This is a genomic window from Nocardia sp. NPDC102475, from assembly GCF_055584605.1.
Genome location: NZ_JBVJLS010000045.1, coordinates 1 through 17,771 on the forward strand (window position 1 = coordinate 1; position 17,771 = coordinate 17,771).

Sequence of the window (17,771 nt, forward strand, 5' to 3'; positions counted from 1 at the left end):
CGTCATCTGGGCACTGATCCGCGACAACCGCACCTTCGCTATCGAGGCACCAACCCCGATCAGCGCTGCGGCTTGACACGATCATTGAAACTCCTATCCGACACGGACCTGATATAGCCAGTCCAGGTCGAAGTAATGCTCGGTGGTGTCGCGGGCGAAGACCCTGTTGCGCAGTTCTCGGACGATGGGGTCTTCGGTATGCCAGATCTCGCCCCACATACGGGCGACCGACTGGATCTGGGCGGTGCGCGGAATGCGCTCGGCCTGATACGCCGCGAAGGCTTCGTCGACGTCACCGCTGTGCTTCACCATGAACCGGGTCAGGCTCTCGGCGTCCTCGATGGCCTGGCACGCGCCCTGGGCCAGGTATTGCAGCATCGGATGCGCGGCGTCGCCGAGCAAGGTGACCCGCCCGACGGTCCAGTTGGCCAGCGGCGCACGGTCGTACATCGGCCAGCGCTTCTCGCGTTTGAACTGGGAAATCGACCCGCGTACCTGCCCACAGGCGGTACCGAAGTGCTCGTCGAGCTCGTCGGGGGTGCCCCACTTCTCGGTCCCGGCGATGGCGGGATCGAAATGGTCGCTGCGGAATACCGCGACCTGGTTGTACAGGTCGCCTCCCCGGATCGGGTATTGCACGAGGTGCTTGTTCGGTCCGATCCAGACGATTTCGTCGTCGTTCTCGATGGGCGCGCTGACCTCACTCATCGGGAGCGCACCGCGGTAGGCGACGTACGCCGAGCAGACGGGGGCGTCGTCGGACAGTAGAGTGCGGGTTTTGGACCACAGGCCATCCGCGCCGACAACCGCGTCGCACACGTACTCGGTGCTGTCCGCGAAATCGACCACCACCGTGTTGTTCTCGCGGTTGGCGACCCCGGTGACCGTTTTGTTGGTCTCGAGGGTGATGTTCGCCTGCGCACGGCAGGCGTCGAGCAGCGCGTCGAGTAGGTCGCCGCGGTGCAGCACCGAGTAGGACTGTCCGTACCGGGCGACGAACCGGTCCGCGAGATCGACAGTGGCCAAGTGCTCACCGGAGTCGATGTCGAGGAAGACCAGGTTCTTCGGCCGGACCGCGATCCGCTCGATCGCACCGGCCAGCCCGAGCTGATCGAGGATCCGAATCGCGTTGGGCGCCAATTGGATACCGGCGCCGATTTCACCGAACTCCGGGGCCTGTTCGACGATGTGCACAGCGAAGCCCGCCTGCGACAGGGCCAGCGCGGTGGTCATACCACCGATGCCGCCGCCGATGATCAGAAAGGGAACACGCATGACTTACTCCTTGATCCATGAGGCCGCGAGCGAGGTGTCCACACCGACCGCGCCGAGTCCGACCGCGCCGCCGGGGTCGCCGAGGGCCTCTTCGCGACCGGGTAGCGGCAATGCGAAGAACGCGGCATTGTCCCGCTGCCAGGTCGGGTCGGTGATGTCCTTGGGGCTCTGGATCGCCGACACCGGGCATTCGGACAGGCAGTTGCCACAATCGATGCATTCGTTCGGGTTGATGTATCGCTTGGTGAGACCCTCGTAGATGCAGTCCACCGGACACATGTCGACGCAAGAACCGTCGAGTTCGTTGATGCAGGCGTCGTTGATGACATACGCCATGTCGGGCCTCCTTTCAGGCCAGCTCGGTTCCGGTATCCGCCCGCCGGGGTGGCGTTTTCAGGCCACCGGCTGGGGTGACATCTCGGTGGAGTGGCCGGGAAACAGGGCTTCTCCGGGCCGCAGAGTCACCGCGATGTTGTTGACGGCCGTGGCCGCCTCGCCGAATCCGACCGCGATGAGTTGCACCTTGCCGGGGTAGGTGGTGATGTCGCCGGCGGCGAATACGCGAGATCGGCTGGTGGCCATGGTGGTATCGACTTCGATCTGTTTGTCGGTCATCCGCAGCCCCCACTGGGTCAGTGGGCCGGGGGCGGCGATATGACCGAGCGCGGGAATGAGGACGGTGGCGTCGAGTTGCTCGGTGGTGTCGTTGACGCAATCGCGGACCGTCACCGCGCGCAGTGAGCCGTTGCCGTGTACCTGGGCGATCTCACTGTTGATGATCATCCGCGCCGAGGTGGCCGACAACTGAGCCAGCGAGCTTTCGTGCGCCCGGAAACGGTTGCGCCGATGCACGACGGTGACCGAGCGAGCATGCGAGACAAGAGAATTGGCCCAATCCACCGCACTGTCTCCACCGCCGACGACGATCACGTGATCGTTCGCGTATCGCTCGGGCGAACCGACGACGTATTCGACGCCGCGCCCGGTGAATCCGTCCAACGCCGGCAGCGGCCGCGGGGTGAAGCGGCCGATACCCGCGGTGACCAGGACCGCCCGGGCATGGATGCGGGTGCCGGTCGCAGTGGTCATGATCAGCGAATCGTCAGGCTGGTCCTCCAGGGTGGTGGCCTCTTGATTCAGCAGAATGGTCGTGTCGGCGGTCGACGCCTGCTCGACCAGTCGATCGATGAGTTCTCGGCCGCGGATCGCCGGGAAACCGGCGACGTCGTAGATGTATTTCTCCGGATACAGCGCGGCAGTCTGCCCGCCCAGATGCGGGAGACTGTCGACGAGGGTGACGTGTAGTCCTCGCAGGCCCGCGTAGTAGCAGGCGAACAGCCCGGCAGGGCCGGCCCCGGTGATCAGCAGATCTGTTTCGATCATGGTCAGCTCCAGATCAACCCGTCGGTGGCGGGCTTCTCCTGGGCCAGGTCGGCGTATGCTCGCTGAGCGGCCGGATGTAGCGGGACCGGGGTCTTCGCCATCGTGGCCGGATCCAGGGGGTAGCCGACCGGCGTGTGGTCGGGGGCCATATGCATGTACTGGGTCTCGAGGGCCTTGCGCTGCTGGACCATGCACCAGGTCGCCAGATAGGCGATGTCATCAGACAGGTCGTCGCGGCACAGCACCACCAGGTCGGCGAAATCCAGTGTGCGCAGATCACTTTCAAGACCTGGGAGGTATCCGGCGTCGACAGTCGCCGCGCCCCAGCCGAGTTCGGCGAAGCCGTCGATGACTTCGTCTCCCCAGTCCAGGTAGCGCACCGGCCGCCGGTTGGCGATCTGCTGCCATACCGGCATCATGATCGCTTCGTTGATCAGCACATTGGCCTGGCCGGTGGTGAAGGCGTGGAGTGCGGGGAACGGCCGCTCCCAGTACGCGAAACGGGCACCATCGGCCACCAGCGTTTCCGGGTCCGCCCCGGCCAGCCGCAATCCGTGATGGGCGGCCATACCGATGGTGTTGATCCCGTCCTCCGCGCAGGTGGCGATAACCAGCTGGTCGGCCACCTTCGCGAGGTCGGCCACCGTATGCGCCGGCAGGCTCGCATCGACCGCGATGACCAGGCGATCGCGGTGAGCGATCGAGCCCAGCGCGCGCAAGTTCGGCTGCGGGTCGACACCGATCGGTCCCGATCCGTCGAAGACGAGCCGGACGGCCGCAGCCGGGGTCATGACGGTGATGTCGACCTCGCCCGCGAGCAGAGCATCGGCCTGATCGCGGCCGCCGCGTCCCGCCCAGGTGGCGAAACGTGAACCGACACCGGACCTGTCGCCGATCTCCTGGGCCAGCCACCCACAGATGCGCGTCATATTCGCCTGGCCCCAGTCGGCCCGGAACTGCAGCGTGATGTCCCGCTCGATCCGGGGTTCAGCCGTCGGCCGCACTCCCGCTGTCATTCCGCGACCAGCGCGCTCAGACCCGCCTCATCGAGTGTCAGGTCGACCTCGGTAATGGAGTCGAACGGGAATCCGACCCGCTCGAACTCCTTCTCGACCGACGCCGCATCGCCCGCCTCGTACAGGGTCACGATGAACCCGGTATCGGTATTGGCTTCCAGCCGCTTGAACGTCGCGTGCACGCCCTTGGCTACCTCGGGCCCGAAGCCCGCGACTTCCTCGGCAGACAGTCCGGGAGCCTGATGAAGACTCAGAAAGAGGGGCATATCGTCTCCTACGTTGGTTTCACGATACGGAACACTGTGCCTTATCATGACATGTTACGGGTCACATCGCAAGAAGTATGGTTCCACCATGAGGGCCTATGTTCCCCATTATGGAATGTTTTGGATCACAAAGTCCGGGTAACAGATGGCGCGACCAGCGGGAATCGCACCGTCGTGGGATACCGTGAACTCATGAATGTCAATCGTCTCGATCAGCCGGGCAGCACCACCAAGCCTGCGCGAGTGGACAATTCGGATGAGGAATCCGACGAGCGACCCGCCGGCCTGATCGGAGCGGTCGACAACGTACTGCGCCTGCTGCGACTGTTCGAGAACAGCAAACAGCTTCGGGTCAACGAGGTCAGCCGCGAAATGGGTTTGTCCCGTTCGACCGTGCACCGGATGCTCTCCACATTGAGCTACCACCAGTTCGTCGAACAGGACGAGTTCTCCCGGGCCTATCAGCCAGGACCAGCCCTGGTCGACATCGGACTGGCCGTCGTGCAGAACATGGACATCCGGGTGATCGCCCGCAGCGCGCTGACCAAGCTGTGGACCGAGACCAACGAGACGGTCCATCTGGCAATACTGCGCGGACCCGAGGTGCTGTTCCTCGACAGCATCGAAAGCCAGCAGATCGTGCGCACCGGCAGCCGCATCGGCTGGACACTGCCCGCCCACGCGACCGCCAGCGGCAAAGCACTGCTGGCCGAACTCGACGAGGACGATCTACTGGCGTTGTATCCGAACGAGAAACTCGAGGCACCGACGGACACCGCACTCAACAGCAGAGCCGCCCTGATCACCCAACTGGCCGAAACACGCGACCGGGGCTACGCGATCAACAACGCCGAGAGCGAAACCGATGTCAGCGCGGTCGGCGCCGTCGTGCGCGACCGCGCTGGGCGGGCACGCGCGTCGATCTCCGTGACAGCACCCCGTTCGCGTGTCGACCAGGAGTGGGTGGCGGTGACCGCCGCCGCCACCGTCCGTATCGCGAACGAACTCAGCGGCCGGATCGGGTAGCCGACAATACTGCACGACCGACCACTTTCGGTGACCTTCGCGAACCATCGGGTTCCTGCGGAGGTCACCGAACTCGTTTCACGGTCACGCGGATTTCGATTGTTCTCAATTCGCCCCTCTCGGGCTCACCTCTTGCTAACTCGCGGTCCGCGATGTGGACAACGGTTCCGCATCGCACTACATAACTCTCGTGACTCAGAGATGACGGATCACTGCGGCAAGTGTTGACGGCCGCTTGCCGACGATAGTGACAGTTGCTACGGTTGTCTCGTGACACGGGTCACTGTTCCGTATGATGCAACATATCGCTATTGCAGGCGGCAGCCACTCGGTCAGGACGCCATATCGAGGCCCTGCCTCGTACCTGGCCTCACCACCTCGCGTCCGTACCGCCGGCCCCATTCCCTGGATCGGCGGGCACACATGAGGCACAGTTCGAAGGAGAATGATGTGAGCCAAGCCATCGAAGCCGCGGCAGCTATCCCGGAGATGACCGCCGGAAAGCGAATCCCGCCGCCCACGGGCAAGCGAGAACCGTTGAAGGTCAGCGTGTACGAGCGGATGGCGAAGGCCGGCGCCGAGCTGGTCCCGATCTTCCCGTACGACGATGCGGGCGCGATGGTGCCGTGCGGCGCGCTCATGTACGGGGAACCGGGCAAGGATCACGGCCACTTCTTCCACGCCAACTCGGTGTCGGAGGTGACGGTGATCTTCGGCGCGAACGACGCGATGCTGCAGACCGGCCAGATCATGGCACTACAGAAGTTCCACGGGGTGAATTCCTTTCTGCGTGACCAGGAGAACCCCGAAGCGTTCGTGCTGGTGACGGTCACCCAACTGCAGTCCCAGGAGGCCGGGCAGCAGGAAGCCATGGTCGCCAAATGCCAGAGCTGCAAGAAGGAGATGCTTCGGCACGAATACGATGCCGGCCCCGAAGGCGCACCGGATTTCGATCCGACCCGATTCGGCAGGGCCGACGACGTCTATCGGCAGTTCTCCACCATGGTCGGATCCCACGAATTCGCGGCGATCCGCAACTCCGATGCCGGTCGCACCTGCGGCAATTGCGGGCACGTGAACACCGAATTCCCGGCCGACCCGTGGGGCTGGGGCCGAGTGGTCGAACAAACCCGGGTCGCCAATGCCGCCTACCACGCACTGCGCAAGACCGCGAAGGAAGAGGGATAATCACATGTCGCGCCGACGTATGCTGTCAGCCTTCAAAACCGGTGCCACAGTCGGCAATTACGCCGATCTCGCGGTCCTGCCGATCGACGTCGACCCCCAACTGGTGCTCTCGAGGAACTGGGTCGACCAGCCGTTCTATCAGATCTTCGCCAAGGACACCATCATCGTCCAGATGTCGGGCTCGTCCCGAATCAGTATGCGCAACAGCAATGTCAACTATTTCATTACTCAGGTAGGCGACAACGTCTACGTCCCAGCAGGGACCCCGCACCGTATCGAGCCCATCGAAGAGGGCGTCATGCTGCGCTATGTCGCACTCGAAGCGGGACTCGTCGCCGCGGCCTGGTTCTGCCACGGATGCGGCGAGGAACTACACCGCCTGGAATGGGCACACGACAATGACGCCGAAGCCGCACCCATCTACGCGACCGCCTGCGCCCGCTTCAGCGCCGACCTCGACGCCCGCACCTGCGGAACCTGCGGCACCGTAGCCGAACCGATCGACCTCGAAGTTCTCGGCTGGTCCGGACTCGTCGCCGAAGCGGTGCCCGCCGCGGGATAGACACCCGATCCAATTCCGGCTCCGCACTCATCGAGTGCGGAGCGGTTCGAGCACGCGACAAATTCGCCTGCCACAGAAAGCGATTCGACATTTGTTCAACATTCTGACCGTTTACGGAAAAGGCACGAGGACCCGGCAGGAATGCCAGGACGACACCGAGACGTTGATCGTCCCCCGCACGCCACCGAATCCATCGAGGAGTGGATCGCGGGCATGACCGACCCGGAATACCTGGCCAAGGCGAAACCGGACGATCCGTTCGTCGACGCCGACCGCAGCACGATCCTGTCGATCGAATGCGTCGCCATGGACAGCGACCACACCCGAGACGAGGACTGATCATGTCGAATCTCGGGCACGCGGGAGCGATGTTGATGCTGCTGTTCGGTGGGCTCGCCACCGGCGGAATCTGGGTCATCGCCGTCGACCGGCTCGCGGTGTGGAACCGGATGTCGGTGGTCGAGTACGCGACCGACTTCCGGCGCACGGTGAAACACGTCGATCCGATGATGCCCATCTTCGTGTCGCTCTCCGGGCTCGGCGCAGTGCTCTTCTCCACCCAGTCCTCGGGTAGCTCGCGACTGTTCGGCTGGCTCGGCCTGTGCTGCCTGGCGGTGATCATGATCGGTTCGATCCTGTTCGGCGAACCGATCAACTCGAAGTTCCGCCGGCTCGCCGAGGGCACACCACCCGAGGGCGTCGAGGGGCTCCGCGCGTTCTGGCGGCGTTTCCATTTCGCCCGTACCGGCGTCGCGGTCGTGGCGCTCATCTTCCTCATCGCTGCGGTAATCGCCGCGCTGTGATCTCAAAGTGTTTCGGATAAGGGAGTTTTCGTGCAGGAGCCGATATACGACGTAGCAGTGGTCGGTGCCGGCCCGGTTGGGCTGGCGGTCACGCGCATGCTGGGTCTGGCAGGTCATTCGGTGATCGTGCTGGAGCGCTGGCCCGCGCTGTACCCGCTGCCACGTGCGGTGCATTTCGACCATGAAATTGGGCGGGTGTTCCAGGCCATGGGCCTGCGCGACGAGATCGAGGCCATTTCTGCCCCAGTTCCCGACCACTACGAATGGCGCAACCGCAACGGCGATTCGCTGGTTCGGATCGATTGGTCCGGGCTGGGCCCATCCGGGTGGCCGGTAGCGAACTTCTTCTCCCAGCCCGAACTCGAGCAGGTGCTCGGCGACGCGGTCGCCGCCATGCCGCAGGTAACGGTACGGCGCGGCCGCGAAGTGATCCGGCTCGTCGCCGAACCCGACCAGGACGTGGTGCTCACCCACACCGGTAAGGACGGTGCCACCGCACAGACCCATGCTCGGTATGCGATCGGCGCGGACGGAGCCAACAGTTTTGTCCGCGAACAGATGTCGACATCGATGCAGGATCTGGGGTTCTACTTCGACTGGCTGATCGTAGACACCATTCCGCAGGACGATCTGGTGTGGTCGCCGCAGAACTGGCAGCTCTGCGATCCCGTCCGGCCGACCACGATTGTCTCCGGCGGTCCAGGGCGGCGCCGATGGGAGTTCATGCGGCTACCGGGCGAATCGCTCGACGACCTCAACCGCAGCGACACCGCGTGGCGATTGATGGAACCGTGGGGCCGCACCCGCGAGAACACTGTCCTGGAACGGCATGCGGTCTACACCTTTCAGGCGCGATGGGCCGACCACTGGAACGAAGGCCGGCTCTTCCTCGTCGGCGATGCGGCGCACAATATGCCGCCGTTCGCCGGTCAGGGTATGTGCTCGGGTATCCGTGACGCGGCCAACCTGAGCTGGAAACTTGATCGAGTTCTGCGCGGGCAATCGGATCCAGCGCTGCTGGACACCTACACTAGCGAGCGACTCACCCACATCCAGCACGCGATCGCCATGTCGGTCGAGCTGGGCAAGGTCATCTGCGTGCTGGACGAAGAAGCGGCCGCGCAACGCGATGCTCGGATGATCTCGGGCAATGCCGACCCTGCTGCGGTGCTCCCGATTTCAGCTCAGCCGGTACTCGGGCCCGGCGTCGTGGCGACGGGCATCGACCTCCCCGAACTGCGTGGCACCTTGTCGCCCCAGTTCCGTGCCGAACTCGACGGTAGGACAGCCCTTCTCGACGACCTGGTCGGCGCGACCGCCGCCATGTTGCTCACCACTGACACACAACTTCCCGAAATCCTCGGCGAGCAAGCCTGCGCCGAACTCACCGCGCTCGGGGTTCGGCTGATCGTCCTCGCGCCGTTCACACTCGCATCGACCGCGGTTCCGCCGATCGCCACGGCCGCCACACTGATCGATGCCGACGGCGAATGGCATTCCTGGTTCGCGCAATTCGGTGCGACCACGGTATTGGTACGCGCCGATCACTACATCTTCGGCGCCGTGCACGACACGCCAGCCGTCGACGGCCTCATCTCCCAATACTCCCGGCACCTCCGGGCACACGTTCAGCCATCGGCCGATCTGGCCACACAGACAAGGAGCAATTGACGTGCGTATCGCAAACCTCGGCGGCCGGGCCGTTCTCGTTCACGGACAGCGGGCCATCGATATCGCAACCGCGAGCGAAGGCCGATTCGGACCCGGACTGTCCCCGATCTACGAGAACTGGGATGCGTTCCGGGTCTGGGCCGATGCAGCGGAACATTCGGACACCGACGGTGTCGAGATCGATCGGCGCGCGCTCGGTGCTCCGTCCCCCACACCCCGCCAAACCTTCGCGATCGGTCTGAACTACTGCGCACACGCCGCGGAGTCCGGTTTCGAATCCCCGACCCAGATCCCGCCAGTCTTCACCAAGTTCGTCAGTAGCTTCAGCGGTCCTGACACCGAGGTCATCATCCCGAACGGCGGAACCGTCGACTGGGAAGTGGAGTTGGTGGTGGTCATCGGCCGCACCGCGGCCAAGGTCAGCGAGGCCGACGCCTGGGAATACGTCGCCGGGCTCACCGCCGGGCAGGACATCTCTGAACGTTCCTCCCAGTTGGCCGGTCCCGCACCCCAATTCAGCCTCGGCAAGTCGTTCCCAGGTTTCGCGCCGATGGGCCCGTGGCTGGTCACCACCGATGAGCTCGACAATCGTGACGACCTGGAACTGGGCTGCACCCTCGACGGCGAGCAGATGCAGAAGGGCCGCACCCGCGAACTGATCTTCTCTGTGCCCAAGCTCATCTCCACGCTGTCGCACACCACCACCCTCTACCCGGGCGACATCATCTTCACCGGCACCCCCGCCGGTGTCGGCGTCGGCCGCGATCCCAAGCGGTTCATTCAGCCCGGCGAACGCTTGGACAGCTGGATCGAGGGCATCGGCGAACTGCACCAGACCTTCGTGGCCGAGTCGGAGGAGTAGGCCATGGCACTGCACGGACTTTCCCATGTCACCATCGGTGTCCCCAATCCGACCGAAACCATGGCCTACTACACCGAATTCGGGTTGACACCCCGCGGTGACGGGTGGTTCGCGACCCAAGACGGCGGCGATCAACTCGAGATCGTCCAGTCGGCCCATCGCCGCCTAGTCGAGCTCGGCATCGCCGCGGACGATGCCGACGACCTCGACGCCACCGCCGCCCGCCTGGGGCGGCTCGGCATACCGGTTCACTTGCGCACCAACGTACTTCGCGCGACCGAGCCGATCACCGGCTCGCAGATCAATATGAGTGTCACTCCGCGCATCATCCAGCCCCCCACACCGCCCACGCCCTACAACGGTCCCGGCCGGGTCGAGAGAACCGGAAAACGAGCTGCTTTCATCGATCGCACCGACCAGGTCCGGCCCCGCAAACTAGGGCATGCCGTCCTGGGCACCACCGACCTGGAAACCACCATGCGATTCTTCGTCGAGGGACTCGGTTTCAAGGCGAGCGACTACATCAAGGACCACGGCGCGTTCCTCCGTTGCTCCACCGACCATCACAATGTCCTGGTCCTGGCCGCCCCGGTGTGCTTTCTGCACCACACCTCCTGGCAGGTGGAGGACATCGACGAGGTCGGACGCGGAGCATTCGCGATGCTCGAGGACAACCCGGAACGCCACGTGTGGGGCTTGGGCCGTCACCACGCAGGCTCCAATTTCTTTTGGTACCTCAAAGATCCCGCAGGCAATTTCAGCGAGTACTACTCCGATATGGACTGCATCGTCGACGACCAACTGTGGAGTCCCGAAACCCTGGAAGGCGCAAAGGGTTTGTTCAATTGGGGTCCGCCGCCCCCGCCGTCCTTCCTGCACCCAGAAGATCTGGCCGCACTCATGACCGGAGCCCACAAAGCCCCCTGAGTGCGCCATCCGGGATCGAATTCTGGCGGAGAGACGGTGGCACAGATCATTTCCGATATCCGGCAGCGCGGCGGTGAAGTGTCGAAGATGCTGTCGTTCAGCATTGATCGTTCACCGCCGCAGCAATGAGATCCGCGAGTTGCTATCGCTGACGCATTGCGTGCTCCTATTTCTCGTCGATGTCGCGGACTGCTCGTAGTGCCTGCTCATAGGCCCGAACCAGAGGACGCTGGTCGTTTACGCGGCGGGCGAGCGCAAAAAGTAGCGGGGGTAGATCGCGGACCGGGCGGAAAGTCACCCCGCCGCGATCCAGCAACGGAATGTCGCCCGCGGCGGTCACGATCACGCCGAGGCCCGCAGCCAGAGCTTCGTTGACCTCATCGATACCGGCCACCTCAGCGCCGACGCGGACCGGCCGCCCGGCCCGCTTCTCCATTGCCAGCCAGTAGTCCCGCAGGGGTCCTGCCGCGTGCGGCAGTGCCAGGAACGGCTCATTCAGCAGGTCCGCGAAGTCCAATGCCGTGGTGCCCGCGAGATGATGTCCGGGAGGCAGCGCGATCAGCCGGGGCTCCTCCGATACCACAGTAGTGGCGTAACGTTCCGGATCTGGCAACGGGAGCCGAATGTATGCCAGATCGCTGCTGCCGTCCGACAATCCAGCGGTCGGGTCCTGCCAGCCCACCTGACGTAACTTCAAGGTGACTTCGGGGTAGGCCGCCAGGAACCGCGACCGCACCGCCGGAAGCAGTCCGCCGCGCCCCGGGCTGGCGCCCATCCCGATCACGAGGGTGCTTCGCTGGGCCGTTCGCGCTTGCTCCACCGCCGCGGTCGCGGCATCGAGTGCAGCCAGCACTGTCCGTGCGTGCGGGAGCAGTGCCTCACCGACAGGTGTGAGTATCACCCGCTGCGGATCTCTTGTGAAAAGTGGTGCGCCCAACTGTCTTTCGAGTGCCCGAATTTGCTTGCTCAGTGCCGGTTGCGACACATAGAGTCGTTCAGCCGCGCGTGTGAAGTTCAGCTCTTCAGCGACAGCCAGGAAGTAGCGTAGATCCCGTCCGTGCAGGTCCATAACCAATGGTTATCATGACAGGTCTTGGACGCGCCCCTGCACTGGCTGCACGCTGAAGAAGTGAACGCGATCTGGATTGTCACAGGCGCCAATTCCGGCTTCGGTCGGGCCATCACCGAGGCGGCAGTCGCCGCGGGGAACATTGTCGTCGCTGCCGCGCGGCGCCCTGAAGCCCTGGCTGACCTCGTCGCCGCCCACCCGGATCGGATCGAGGCGCTCGCTCTGGACGTCACCGATCAGACCGCGATCGCGACCGCTGTCGCGGACATCGCAGCCCGCTACGGCCATATCGACGTCCTGGTCAACAATGCCGGCCGCAGCCATATCGGAGCGTTCGAGGAGACCTCCGACGCGGAACTTCGGGATCTGTTCGAACTGCACGTTTTTGGGCCGGCCGCGATGGTACGCGCCGTCCTGCCGCATATGCGCGCTCAACGATCGGGAGCGATCGTCCAGGTCAGCAGCCTGCTCGGCCAGACCTCCCAAGCGGGCTTCGCCGCGTACAGCGGCAGCAAGTTCGCCGTCGAGGGCATGTCCGAGGCGCTGGCGAGGGAGGTCCGGCCGCTCGGCATCAAGGTGATGATCGTAGAGCCGGGGTCGTTCCGCACCAGTCTGCCCGGAAACACCACGCTCAGCTCCGAATTGTCCGACTACGCAGCCACGGTCGGTGGCATGCGCGCTGTCGTCGCTGCATCTGACGGACAACAGCCCGGCGACCCGGCCCGCGGCGCAGCCCTCATACTCACCGCCCTCGATGTCGATAGGACACTACTGCGACTCGCGCTCGGCGCCGATGCCGTCGACGGCATCCTCGCCCACCTCGACCAGGTCCGCGACGACATCGAAGCCTGGGAGGACGCCTCCCGCGAGTCCGCGTTCCAACGCTGCCGAGTTCTGCAATTCGGATGACATGCTTCGATCGTGAGCAAATCCGCGCCGGGGATCGATCGAGTTTTGGGTGAGATCCGATGCGTGGGCAGCGCGCAATGTACGGCGGACGAAAAGCGCACGCAAGCACACACACTCACTTACTCATTAGGCGAGGTGATCAGCCACATCGCACAGACCTATGCCGAGGCGTGGTGGACCGTGCTGCATTCGGCAAACGTCGAACTGCGACTCCAGGCGTGGTTTCACCTCGGCGAGGCGCGAGAGGGCTACGCAGAAGTGGTGAACGAACCCGGGTCTCAGTACCCCCTCGGCATCAGCGAGGTCGCCTCCAACAGCGGGATCGCACGACCCAGATCCTCCACCGACTCGTAGGCGCTGGCCAGGTTGTTCCGTAAAGCCAGCGTGGGCGTATCCCCGGCATCGGGTTATCGGGCGCTGAGGACGCGCGCCCACGGCTCATCGATGTCGGCCAGTCCCAGCACGGTGACCACGTTGTCGAGCATTCCGGCGCCGAACCAGTGCCGCACGGCGTCGTCGTCACCGAGCAGCTGCTGAACCGTGTCGACCTGCTTGGCATAGCACCGCCGCACGGCCTGCCCTACCAGCGGCTCACCGGCGGCACAGTTTGCATGCATGAGGAAACGCAAGATGGTCCGGTCCGCGACGAGCGCAGCGTAGGCGCCGCGCGCCGCATCCAACGCCGCGCCGGCACCACCCGACGCGGGCGAGTGCGCGACCAAGGTTTCCGTCATCACGACGGACACGTGGTCGACCGCCGCCGCGAACAACGCTTCCTTGTTCGGGTACAGCCGATAGAGATACGGCTGAGAGATCCCGACCCACTCGGCTATCTCATGCGTTGTCGTACCGTAGAACCCCTTCTGCGCGAAGCATTCGATCGCGGCGGCCACGATGGCCCGACGTCGTTCGTCGCTCTTGGTTGTTGTGCCAGCGGCGGGCATGGGCGTCAGTTAAACACGGCTCCCCCTCAGCCGCCAAAGGTCACGCTGCGGTCGGCATCGGACGGCACGTCGTTGGGTGTGAGTGCCTCGATCGCTACCAGCGGATTCCAGTAGTCCAGGTAGTGGGTGATGAGCGCGTCGTCATCGGTCCGGACAACGGAGATGCACGTCTGCTCGTACGGCTTGCCGGTCGGCAGTGCCGTGCCCTTCGAGCGGAATTCGGCGATCACGAGACTCGGATCGACCGTGTCATGGAACACCAGGTCGACGAACTCTACGTCGAAGTTCTCGGGAAAGTGACTCATGTGCGTGAACAGTGCGTCTCGCCCCGTTACCTGTCGGGGCACGCCAGCCGGCGCGTAGGGGAACTCGAGCACCGCGTCCGGCGCGAACAGTTTCACCCATTCGTCGGTGCGTCCCGCGGCGGTGAGGCGCAGGTGCTCGGACAGGGTGTGTTGGGCAGCGGCGCGGCGGGTGGCGTCGTCTTTCTGGGCGGTCATATTTACTCCTACATTAGTGGTCGCTCTATAACTTACCAGTCCGCAGCAGCGGTGTCCATCGTCGGCCACTCCTTGAAGAAAGCGAATGCAGGTGACTGGACCGCCGAAATCGCGCCGAGCTCATTTCGCAACGCCGACCGGCGGGGCGGGCGGCGACAGTATCGACGTCGGCTCGGGTGCGGATGCCCAGCTTCAGCTCTTGCGGAATTGGTCGACGAGGTCGCTTCGATAGGCCGGGTTTCCGCCGTGCGCGCCGCGGCAAAGGGCAGGTCGATGGCAGCTCGGGCGACCGTCGTAGCGGACAGCCCGGTCGCCGTGCGAAGGCCACGTACGAACCCCCGCACGGCGGCATCCCAGCGGTCGACTTCGGTAGCGCGATGTGCGTCGGCATCGCCACGCTCAGACCGGGTACATGTCCGCGATGACCCCGCCGTTTTCCCAGTTGCCCATATTCTGTGTGTCCCGCCGAGGGCACGAACCTACGGTAAACGGACCAGAATCGTTACGCCACCGCTATTTGCCGATGACCAGTAGTTTTCGGTGTTGCAGGAGGTTGGCGTACTGGTCGATACCCCCTCCGGACACGATCCATAACCCCAACCGTGCGGCTCGAGAGATGTCTCGACCCGCACGGTTCGTTTTGCGGGGTGGTAGGTCATCTGCAGGTTGAGGTTCCGGTAGACGTCGGCTTTGTCCACCGGATCTGCCCCGGATAACAGGTGCCGGATATCTCCGAGTTCCTTGATGAGACAGCGGATCTCCTCGCTGGTCATTCGTCGTTGCCTTGCGTTCGGACGTAGACCGGGTCACGCACAACCTCACCAACGAGAACTGCCCCGCCCCGCCGACCTGATCTCGATGTCCGGCACCATCGAGTGGGAACGGCGAAGCGGGGCGTTCGCGCCTGTGGGCTACTTCAGCAGGCGGATCGAATGCTCCTCTACGTACTCGCGCATCCCGGCCTCGCCGAACTCGCGACCGATGCCACTCTGCTTCACGCCGCCGAACGGCATTCGCAGGTCGAGTGATTCGAAGGCGTGGGTGTTGATGAACGTACTGCCCGCCTCGATCCGTCGGGCCATAGTCAGCCCGCGCTCGGCGTCGGTGGTCCACACCGACGAGCCGAGCCCGTACTCCGAATCGTTGGCCCACTCGACGACCTGGTTCTCGTCGTCGTAGGCGATCAGCGGAATGATCGGCCCGAACTGCTCACAGCTGCTGATCGGCGCCTCGTGCTCGACATCGCGCACCACATGCGGGAGCACGTAGTAGCCCTCGCCCGCCGACTCGAGCCTGCTGCCCAACTGCACGACCTTCGCCGAGGAGTTCTTCGTCCCTTCGATCAGTGCCGTGACACTGTCGTACTGCGCCTTGTTGTTGAGGGGGCCGAAACTGGCCTTCTCGTCGAGGCCGTGCCCTACGGCGTACTTGCTCACCCGCTCACAGAGCGCGTCGGCGAAGGTGGTGTACAGACCGCGAGGCACGTAAATGCGCTTGACCGCGAAGCAGATCTGGCCGGACCGGGTGAACACACCCTTGAGCATCCGTTCGAGCGCAGCATCGATGTCGACGTCGTCGAGCACGATGGCCGGGTCGTTCCCACCGAGTTCGAGGGTCAGGTTCTTGATCGTGCCCGCCGCCGAGGCCATCACCTGGCGCGCGGTAGCGGTGCCGCCGGTGAAGCCGATCTTGCGGGCGGCCGGGTACTCCCTCGGCTCGGCGCTGCTGCAAACGGCGGCGATGTGGTCGGGAGTCTTCGTCGGCGTGATCATCGGAGGACGCGTCGCGGACACTCTCGGCCCGAAACGTGTTGTGGTATCGGCCTTTCTCGTTGGAACGGTCAGCTTGCTGCTGATGAGCCTCGGGCCGGCGACTCCGCTGCTGTTCGTACTGATGTTCATCAGTGGATTCGGCTTCATCGGCTCACAGATCCTCGGCAACGCCTTCATCGTCACGACCTATCCCGACGACCTCCGAGGCAACGGCCTGGCCTGGGCGCTGTCGGTGGGACGGTTCGGGGCGATCGTAGGCCCGACGCTCGGTGCCTTCGTATTGGAGCGGGCCAGCGCGGTGGAATGGAACTTCTACACCTTCGCCATCGTCGGCGTAATCGGAGCCGCCGCCGCAGCAGCGGTCCCCCGTATCGTGAACCAGCAGACGGCGGGAAGCAGCCTGATCGAAGTACGCGACGCCGGACCGGCGAATTTGGCCGGCTGAATCGGTTCACAGCCTCACACTGTTCATCCGGCCGACACATGATGCAGTCCGCAGCCGTCGATCAACGGAAAGTTTGGTTACATGAGCATCTCTTTCGAGCACATCACCCTCGGACAGCGGGTGCTGTTCGGATCGGGACGCGCCGCCGACAACCTCGCAGCGGAAATCGACCGTCTCGGCGCGGGACGAGTCATGGTCATCGCATCGCCGTCCGAAGTCACAGTCGCGCAGCAGGTCACGCGCAATATCAACGTGGCCGTCCGGCACGACGACGTGGCGCCACACGTCCCGATCGCCACCGCGGACAAGGCTCGCGCCGTGGCCTCGGACGGCGGTGCGGATCTGATCGTCTGCATCGGCGGGGGGTCGACGACCGGTCTCGCCAAAGCAGTCGCGATGACCACGGGGCTGCCGATCATCGCGGTCCCCACAACCTATGCCGGATCCGAGGCCACCAACGTCTGGGGCCTGACCGAGTCCGCCCGCAAGACCACCGGGGTCGACGACACGGTCCTGCCGGTGACGGTGATCTACGACGCGACGCTGACCTTGTCGTTGCCGGTAGAGTTGTCGGTCGCATCCGGGCTCAACGGCATGGCGCACTGCATCGACTCGATGTGGGCGCCGCGCACGGACCCGATCAACCGGGCCCTCGCCACAGAAGGTATCCGCGCGCTCGCCGACGGTCTCCCGGTGGTGAAGAACGACCCGCAGGACTTGGCGGGGCGTGAACAGGCACTCTACGGGGCATACCTGGCCGCGGTAGCGTTCGCATCCGCTGGATCCGGACTGCACCACAAGATCTGCCATGTTCTCGGCGGAGCGTACAACCTGCCACACGCCCAAACCCACGCCATCGTCCTGCCGTACGTCCTTGCCTTCAACGCTACGGCAGCACCGGAAGCCGAGTCCCGCATCGCCGCGGCATTCGGCGCCACGACTGCTGGAGCCGGTTTGAATGCCCTGCGCGACACACTGGACGCACCCCGCGCACTGAGGGACTACGGCCTGCGGGAGGCGAACATTTCCGAGGCCGTGGAGTTGATCCTGCCCGTCGTTCCAGACTCCAATCCCCGGCCCGTCACCGCCGCCGACCTCGAACAAATTCTCCGTGCCGCCCAAGCCGGCGACACCTCTGTGCTGTGAGAGGAAT

The 17,771-nt window shown here is 64.4% G+C and carries 22 protein-coding genes; 12 read left to right on the top strand and 10 right to left on the bottom strand.

The features are described from left to right. Positions 1 to 93 precede the first annotated feature (93 nt). Genes ACZ60G_RS42795 through ACZ60G_RS42815 form a run of 5 tightly spaced genes read right to left on the bottom strand, consistent with a single transcriptional unit; the run spans position 94 to position 3,940 of the window. Positions 94 to 1,275: an FAD-dependent monooxygenase gene (locus ACZ60G_RS42795; RefSeq protein ID WP_465817969.1), complete on the bottom strand. Its 1,182-nt coding sequence runs from the start codon at positions 1,273 to 1,275 to the stop codon at positions 94 to 96. Between the two features lie 3 nt (positions 1,276 to 1,278). After that, the gene (locus ACZ60G_RS42800) at positions 1,279 to 1,611 is read right to left on the bottom strand and encodes an indolepyruvate ferredoxin oxidoreductase subunit alpha (protein WP_465817971.1); all 333 of its coding nucleotides are present in this window, start codon (positions 1,609 to 1,611) and stop codon (positions 1,279 to 1,281) included. Between the two features lie 57 nt (positions 1,612 to 1,668). After that, positions 1,669 to 2,658 carry an NAD(P)/FAD-dependent oxidoreductase gene (locus ACZ60G_RS42805; RefSeq protein ID WP_465817973.1) on the bottom strand — a complete coding sequence of 330 codons (990 nt, stop codon included), beginning with the start codon at positions 2,656 to 2,658 and terminating at the stop codon, positions 1,669 to 1,671. A 2-nt stretch (positions 2,659 to 2,660) separates the two neighbouring features. Then, complete coding sequence (locus tag ACZ60G_RS42810) at positions 2,661 to 3,674, bottom strand: TAXI family TRAP transporter solute-binding subunit (RefSeq protein WP_465817975.1); 1,014 nt, start codon at positions 3,672 to 3,674, stop codon at positions 2,661 to 2,663. Beyond that, complete coding sequence (locus tag ACZ60G_RS42815; protein ID WP_364483018.1) at positions 3,671 to 3,940, bottom strand: nickel-binding protein; 270 nt, start codon at positions 3,938 to 3,940, stop codon at positions 3,671 to 3,673. The genes ACZ60G_RS42810 and ACZ60G_RS42815 overlap by 4 nt, the downstream gene beginning before the upstream one ends. Before the next feature lie 192 nt (positions 3,941 to 4,132). Here ACZ60G_RS42815 and ACZ60G_RS42820 point away from each other — a divergent pair, with 192 nt between their 5' ends. The 8 genes from ACZ60G_RS42820 to ACZ60G_RS42855 all read left to right on the top strand — a co-directional run bounded on the left by ACZ60G_RS42820 (position 4,133) and on the right by ACZ60G_RS42855 (position 10,979). Next, a complete protein-coding gene (locus ACZ60G_RS42820; RefSeq protein WP_465817976.1) occupies positions 4,133 to 4,966 on the top strand; it encodes an IclR family transcriptional regulator in 834 nt (277 codons plus the stop codon). A 450-nt stretch (positions 4,967 to 5,416) separates the two neighbouring features. Further along, positions 5,417 to 6,154: a hypothetical protein gene (locus ACZ60G_RS42825; RefSeq protein ID WP_465817978.1), complete on the top strand. Its 738-nt coding sequence runs from the start codon at positions 5,417 to 5,419 to the stop codon at positions 6,152 to 6,154. Between the two features lie 4 nt (positions 6,155 to 6,158). Further along, positions 6,159 to 6,716, top strand: a complete 558-nt coding sequence (locus ACZ60G_RS42830; RefSeq protein WP_465817980.1) for a cupin domain-containing protein — start codon at positions 6,159 to 6,161, stop codon at positions 6,714 to 6,716. 141 nt (positions 6,717 to 6,857) lie between these two features. After that, the gene (locus ACZ60G_RS42835; RefSeq protein ID WP_465817982.1) at positions 6,858 to 7,055 is read left to right on the top strand and encodes a hypothetical protein; all 198 of its coding nucleotides are present in this window, start codon (positions 6,858 to 6,860) and stop codon (positions 7,053 to 7,055) included. 2 nt (positions 7,056 to 7,057) lie between these two features. Next, positions 7,058 to 7,519, top strand: coding sequence for an anthrone oxygenase family protein (locus ACZ60G_RS42840; RefSeq protein WP_465817984.1), 462 nt, complete (start codon positions 7,058 to 7,060; stop codon positions 7,517 to 7,519). A gap of 30 nt (positions 7,520 to 7,549) precedes the next feature. After that, positions 7,550 to 9,190, top strand: a complete 1,641-nt coding sequence (gene mhpA, locus ACZ60G_RS42845; RefSeq protein ID WP_465817986.1) for a bifunctional 3-(3-hydroxy-phenyl)propionate/3-hydroxycinnamic acid hydroxylase MhpA — start codon at positions 7,550 to 7,552, stop codon at positions 9,188 to 9,190. 1 nt (position 9,191) lies between these two features. After that, positions 9,192 to 10,052: a fumarylacetoacetate hydrolase family protein gene (locus tag ACZ60G_RS42850; RefSeq protein ID WP_465817988.1), complete on the top strand. Its 861-nt coding sequence runs from the start codon at positions 9,192 to 9,194 to the stop codon at positions 10,050 to 10,052. Between the two features lie 3 nt (positions 10,053 to 10,055). Next, entirely contained in the window at positions 10,056 to 10,979 is a 924-nt protein-coding gene (locus ACZ60G_RS42855) for a VOC family protein (protein ID WP_465817990.1), read from the top strand. Positions 10,980 to 11,145: 166 nt separating this feature from the next. Here the strand turns inward: ACZ60G_RS42855 and ACZ60G_RS42860 are convergent, their stop codons facing one another. Beyond that, positions 11,146 to 12,048: a LysR family transcriptional regulator gene (locus ACZ60G_RS42860; RefSeq protein ID WP_465817992.1), complete on the bottom strand. Its 903-nt coding sequence runs from the start codon at positions 12,046 to 12,048 to the stop codon at positions 11,146 to 11,148. 24 nt (positions 12,049 to 12,072) lie between these two features. Here ACZ60G_RS42860 and ACZ60G_RS42865 point away from each other — a divergent pair, with 24 nt between their 5' ends. Both ACZ60G_RS42865 and ACZ60G_RS42870 read left to right on the top strand, forming a co-directional pair. Next, the gene (locus ACZ60G_RS42865; RefSeq protein ID WP_465817993.1) at positions 12,073 to 12,957 is read left to right on the top strand and encodes an oxidoreductase; all 885 of its coding nucleotides are present in this window, start codon (positions 12,073 to 12,075) and stop codon (positions 12,955 to 12,957) included. 12 nt (positions 12,958 to 12,969) lie between these two features. Beyond that, positions 12,970 to 13,311: a hypothetical protein gene (locus ACZ60G_RS42870; RefSeq protein ID WP_465817995.1), complete on the top strand. Its 342-nt coding sequence runs from the start codon at positions 12,970 to 12,972 to the stop codon at positions 13,309 to 13,311. Positions 13,312 to 13,364: 53 nt separating this feature from the next. On the opposite strand, the gene ACZ60G_RS42875 is transcribed toward ACZ60G_RS42870, so the two are convergent. The 4 genes from ACZ60G_RS42875 to ACZ60G_RS42890 all read right to left on the bottom strand — a co-directional run bounded on the left by ACZ60G_RS42875 (position 13,365) and on the right by ACZ60G_RS42890 (position 16,173). Then, the gene (locus ACZ60G_RS42875; protein WP_465817997.1) at positions 13,365 to 13,850 is read right to left on the bottom strand and encodes a TetR/AcrR family transcriptional regulator; all 486 of its coding nucleotides are present in this window, start codon (positions 13,848 to 13,850) and stop codon (positions 13,365 to 13,367) included. Positions 13,851 to 13,927: 77 nt separating this feature from the next. Continuing rightward, positions 13,928 to 14,401 carry a nuclear transport factor 2 family protein gene (locus ACZ60G_RS42880; protein ID WP_465817998.1) on the bottom strand — a complete coding sequence of 158 codons (474 nt, stop codon included), beginning with the start codon at positions 14,399 to 14,401 and terminating at the stop codon, positions 13,928 to 13,930. A 479-nt stretch (positions 14,402 to 14,880) separates the two neighbouring features. After that, on the bottom strand, positions 14,881 to 15,174 hold the full coding sequence (locus ACZ60G_RS42885) for a hypothetical protein (protein WP_465818000.1): 294 nt from the start codon (positions 15,172 to 15,174) through the stop codon (positions 14,881 to 14,883). A gap of 138 nt (positions 15,175 to 15,312) precedes the next feature. Beyond that, on the bottom strand, positions 15,313 to 16,173 hold the full coding sequence (locus ACZ60G_RS42890; RefSeq protein ID WP_465818002.1) for an aldehyde dehydrogenase family protein: 861 nt from the start codon (positions 16,171 to 16,173) through the stop codon (positions 15,313 to 15,315). Between ACZ60G_RS42890 and ACZ60G_RS42895 the strand changes: the two genes are divergently transcribed. Beyond that, a complete protein-coding gene (locus ACZ60G_RS42895; RefSeq protein WP_465818003.1) occupies positions 16,142 to 16,618 on the top strand; it encodes an MFS transporter in 477 nt (158 codons plus the stop codon). The genes ACZ60G_RS42890 and ACZ60G_RS42895 overlap by 32 nt on opposite strands. Before the next feature lie 81 nt (positions 16,619 to 16,699). Beyond that, positions 16,700 to 17,764: a maleylacetate reductase gene (locus ACZ60G_RS42900; RefSeq protein ID WP_465818005.1), complete on the top strand. Its 1,065-nt coding sequence runs from the start codon at positions 16,700 to 16,702 to the stop codon at positions 17,762 to 17,764. The last annotated feature ends 7 nt before the right edge of the window (positions 17,765 to 17,771 follow it).

Bases quoted from the DNA above. Each gene is read 5' to 3' on its own strand.
- ACZ60G_RS42795 (WP_465817969.1), bottom strand. From the start codon at position 1,275: ATGCGTGTTCCCTTTCTGATCATCGGCGGCGGCATCGGTGGTATGACC.
- ACZ60G_RS42800 (WP_465817971.1), bottom strand. From the start codon at position 1,611: ATGGCGTATGTCATCAACGACGCCTGCATCAACGAACTCGACGGTTCT.
- ACZ60G_RS42805 (WP_465817973.1), bottom strand. From the start codon at position 2,658: ATGATCGAAACAGATCTGCTGATCACCGGGGCCGGCCCTGCCGGGCTG.
- ACZ60G_RS42810 (WP_465817975.1), bottom strand. From the start codon at position 3,674: ATGACAGCGGGAGTGCGGCCGACGGCTGAACCCCGGATCGAGCGGGAC.
- ACZ60G_RS42815 (WP_364483018.1), bottom strand. From the start codon at position 3,940: ATGCCCCTCTTTCTGAGTCTTCATCAGGCTCCCGGACTGTCTGCCGAG.
- ACZ60G_RS42820 (WP_465817976.1), top strand. From the start codon at position 4,133: ATGAATGTCAATCGTCTCGATCAGCCGGGCAGCACCACCAAGCCTGCG.
- ACZ60G_RS42830 (WP_465817980.1), top strand. From the start codon at position 6,159: ATGTCGCGCCGACGTATGCTGTCAGCCTTCAAAACCGGTGCCACAGTC.
- ACZ60G_RS42835 (WP_465817982.1), top strand. From the start codon at position 6,858: ATGCCAGGACGACACCGAGACGTTGATCGTCCCCCGCACGCCACCGAA.
- ACZ60G_RS42840 (WP_465817984.1), top strand. From the start codon at position 7,058: ATGTCGAATCTCGGGCACGCGGGAGCGATGTTGATGCTGCTGTTCGGT.
- ACZ60G_RS42855 (WP_465817990.1), top strand. From the start codon at position 10,056: ATGGCACTGCACGGACTTTCCCATGTCACCATCGGTGTCCCCAATCCG.
- ACZ60G_RS42860 (WP_465817992.1), bottom strand. From the start codon at position 12,048: ATGGACCTGCACGGACGGGATCTACGCTACTTCCTGGCTGTCGCTGAA.
- ACZ60G_RS42880 (WP_465817998.1), bottom strand. From the start codon at position 14,401: ATGACCGCCCAGAAAGACGACGCCACCCGCCGCGCCGCTGCCCAACAC.
- ACZ60G_RS42885 (WP_465818000.1), bottom strand. From the start codon at position 15,174: ATGACCAGCGAGGAGATCCGCTGTCTCATCAAGGAACTCGGAGATATC.
- ACZ60G_RS42895 (WP_465818003.1), top strand. From the start codon at position 16,142: ATGTGGTCGGGAGTCTTCGTCGGCGTGATCATCGGAGGACGCGTCGCG.
- ACZ60G_RS42890 (WP_465818002.1), bottom strand. From the start codon at position 16,173: ATGATCACGCCGACGAAGACTCCCGACCACATCGCCGCCGTTTGCAGC.
- ACZ60G_RS42900 (WP_465818005.1), top strand. From the start codon at position 16,700: ATGAGCATCTCTTTCGAGCACATCACCCTCGGACAGCGGGTGCTGTTC.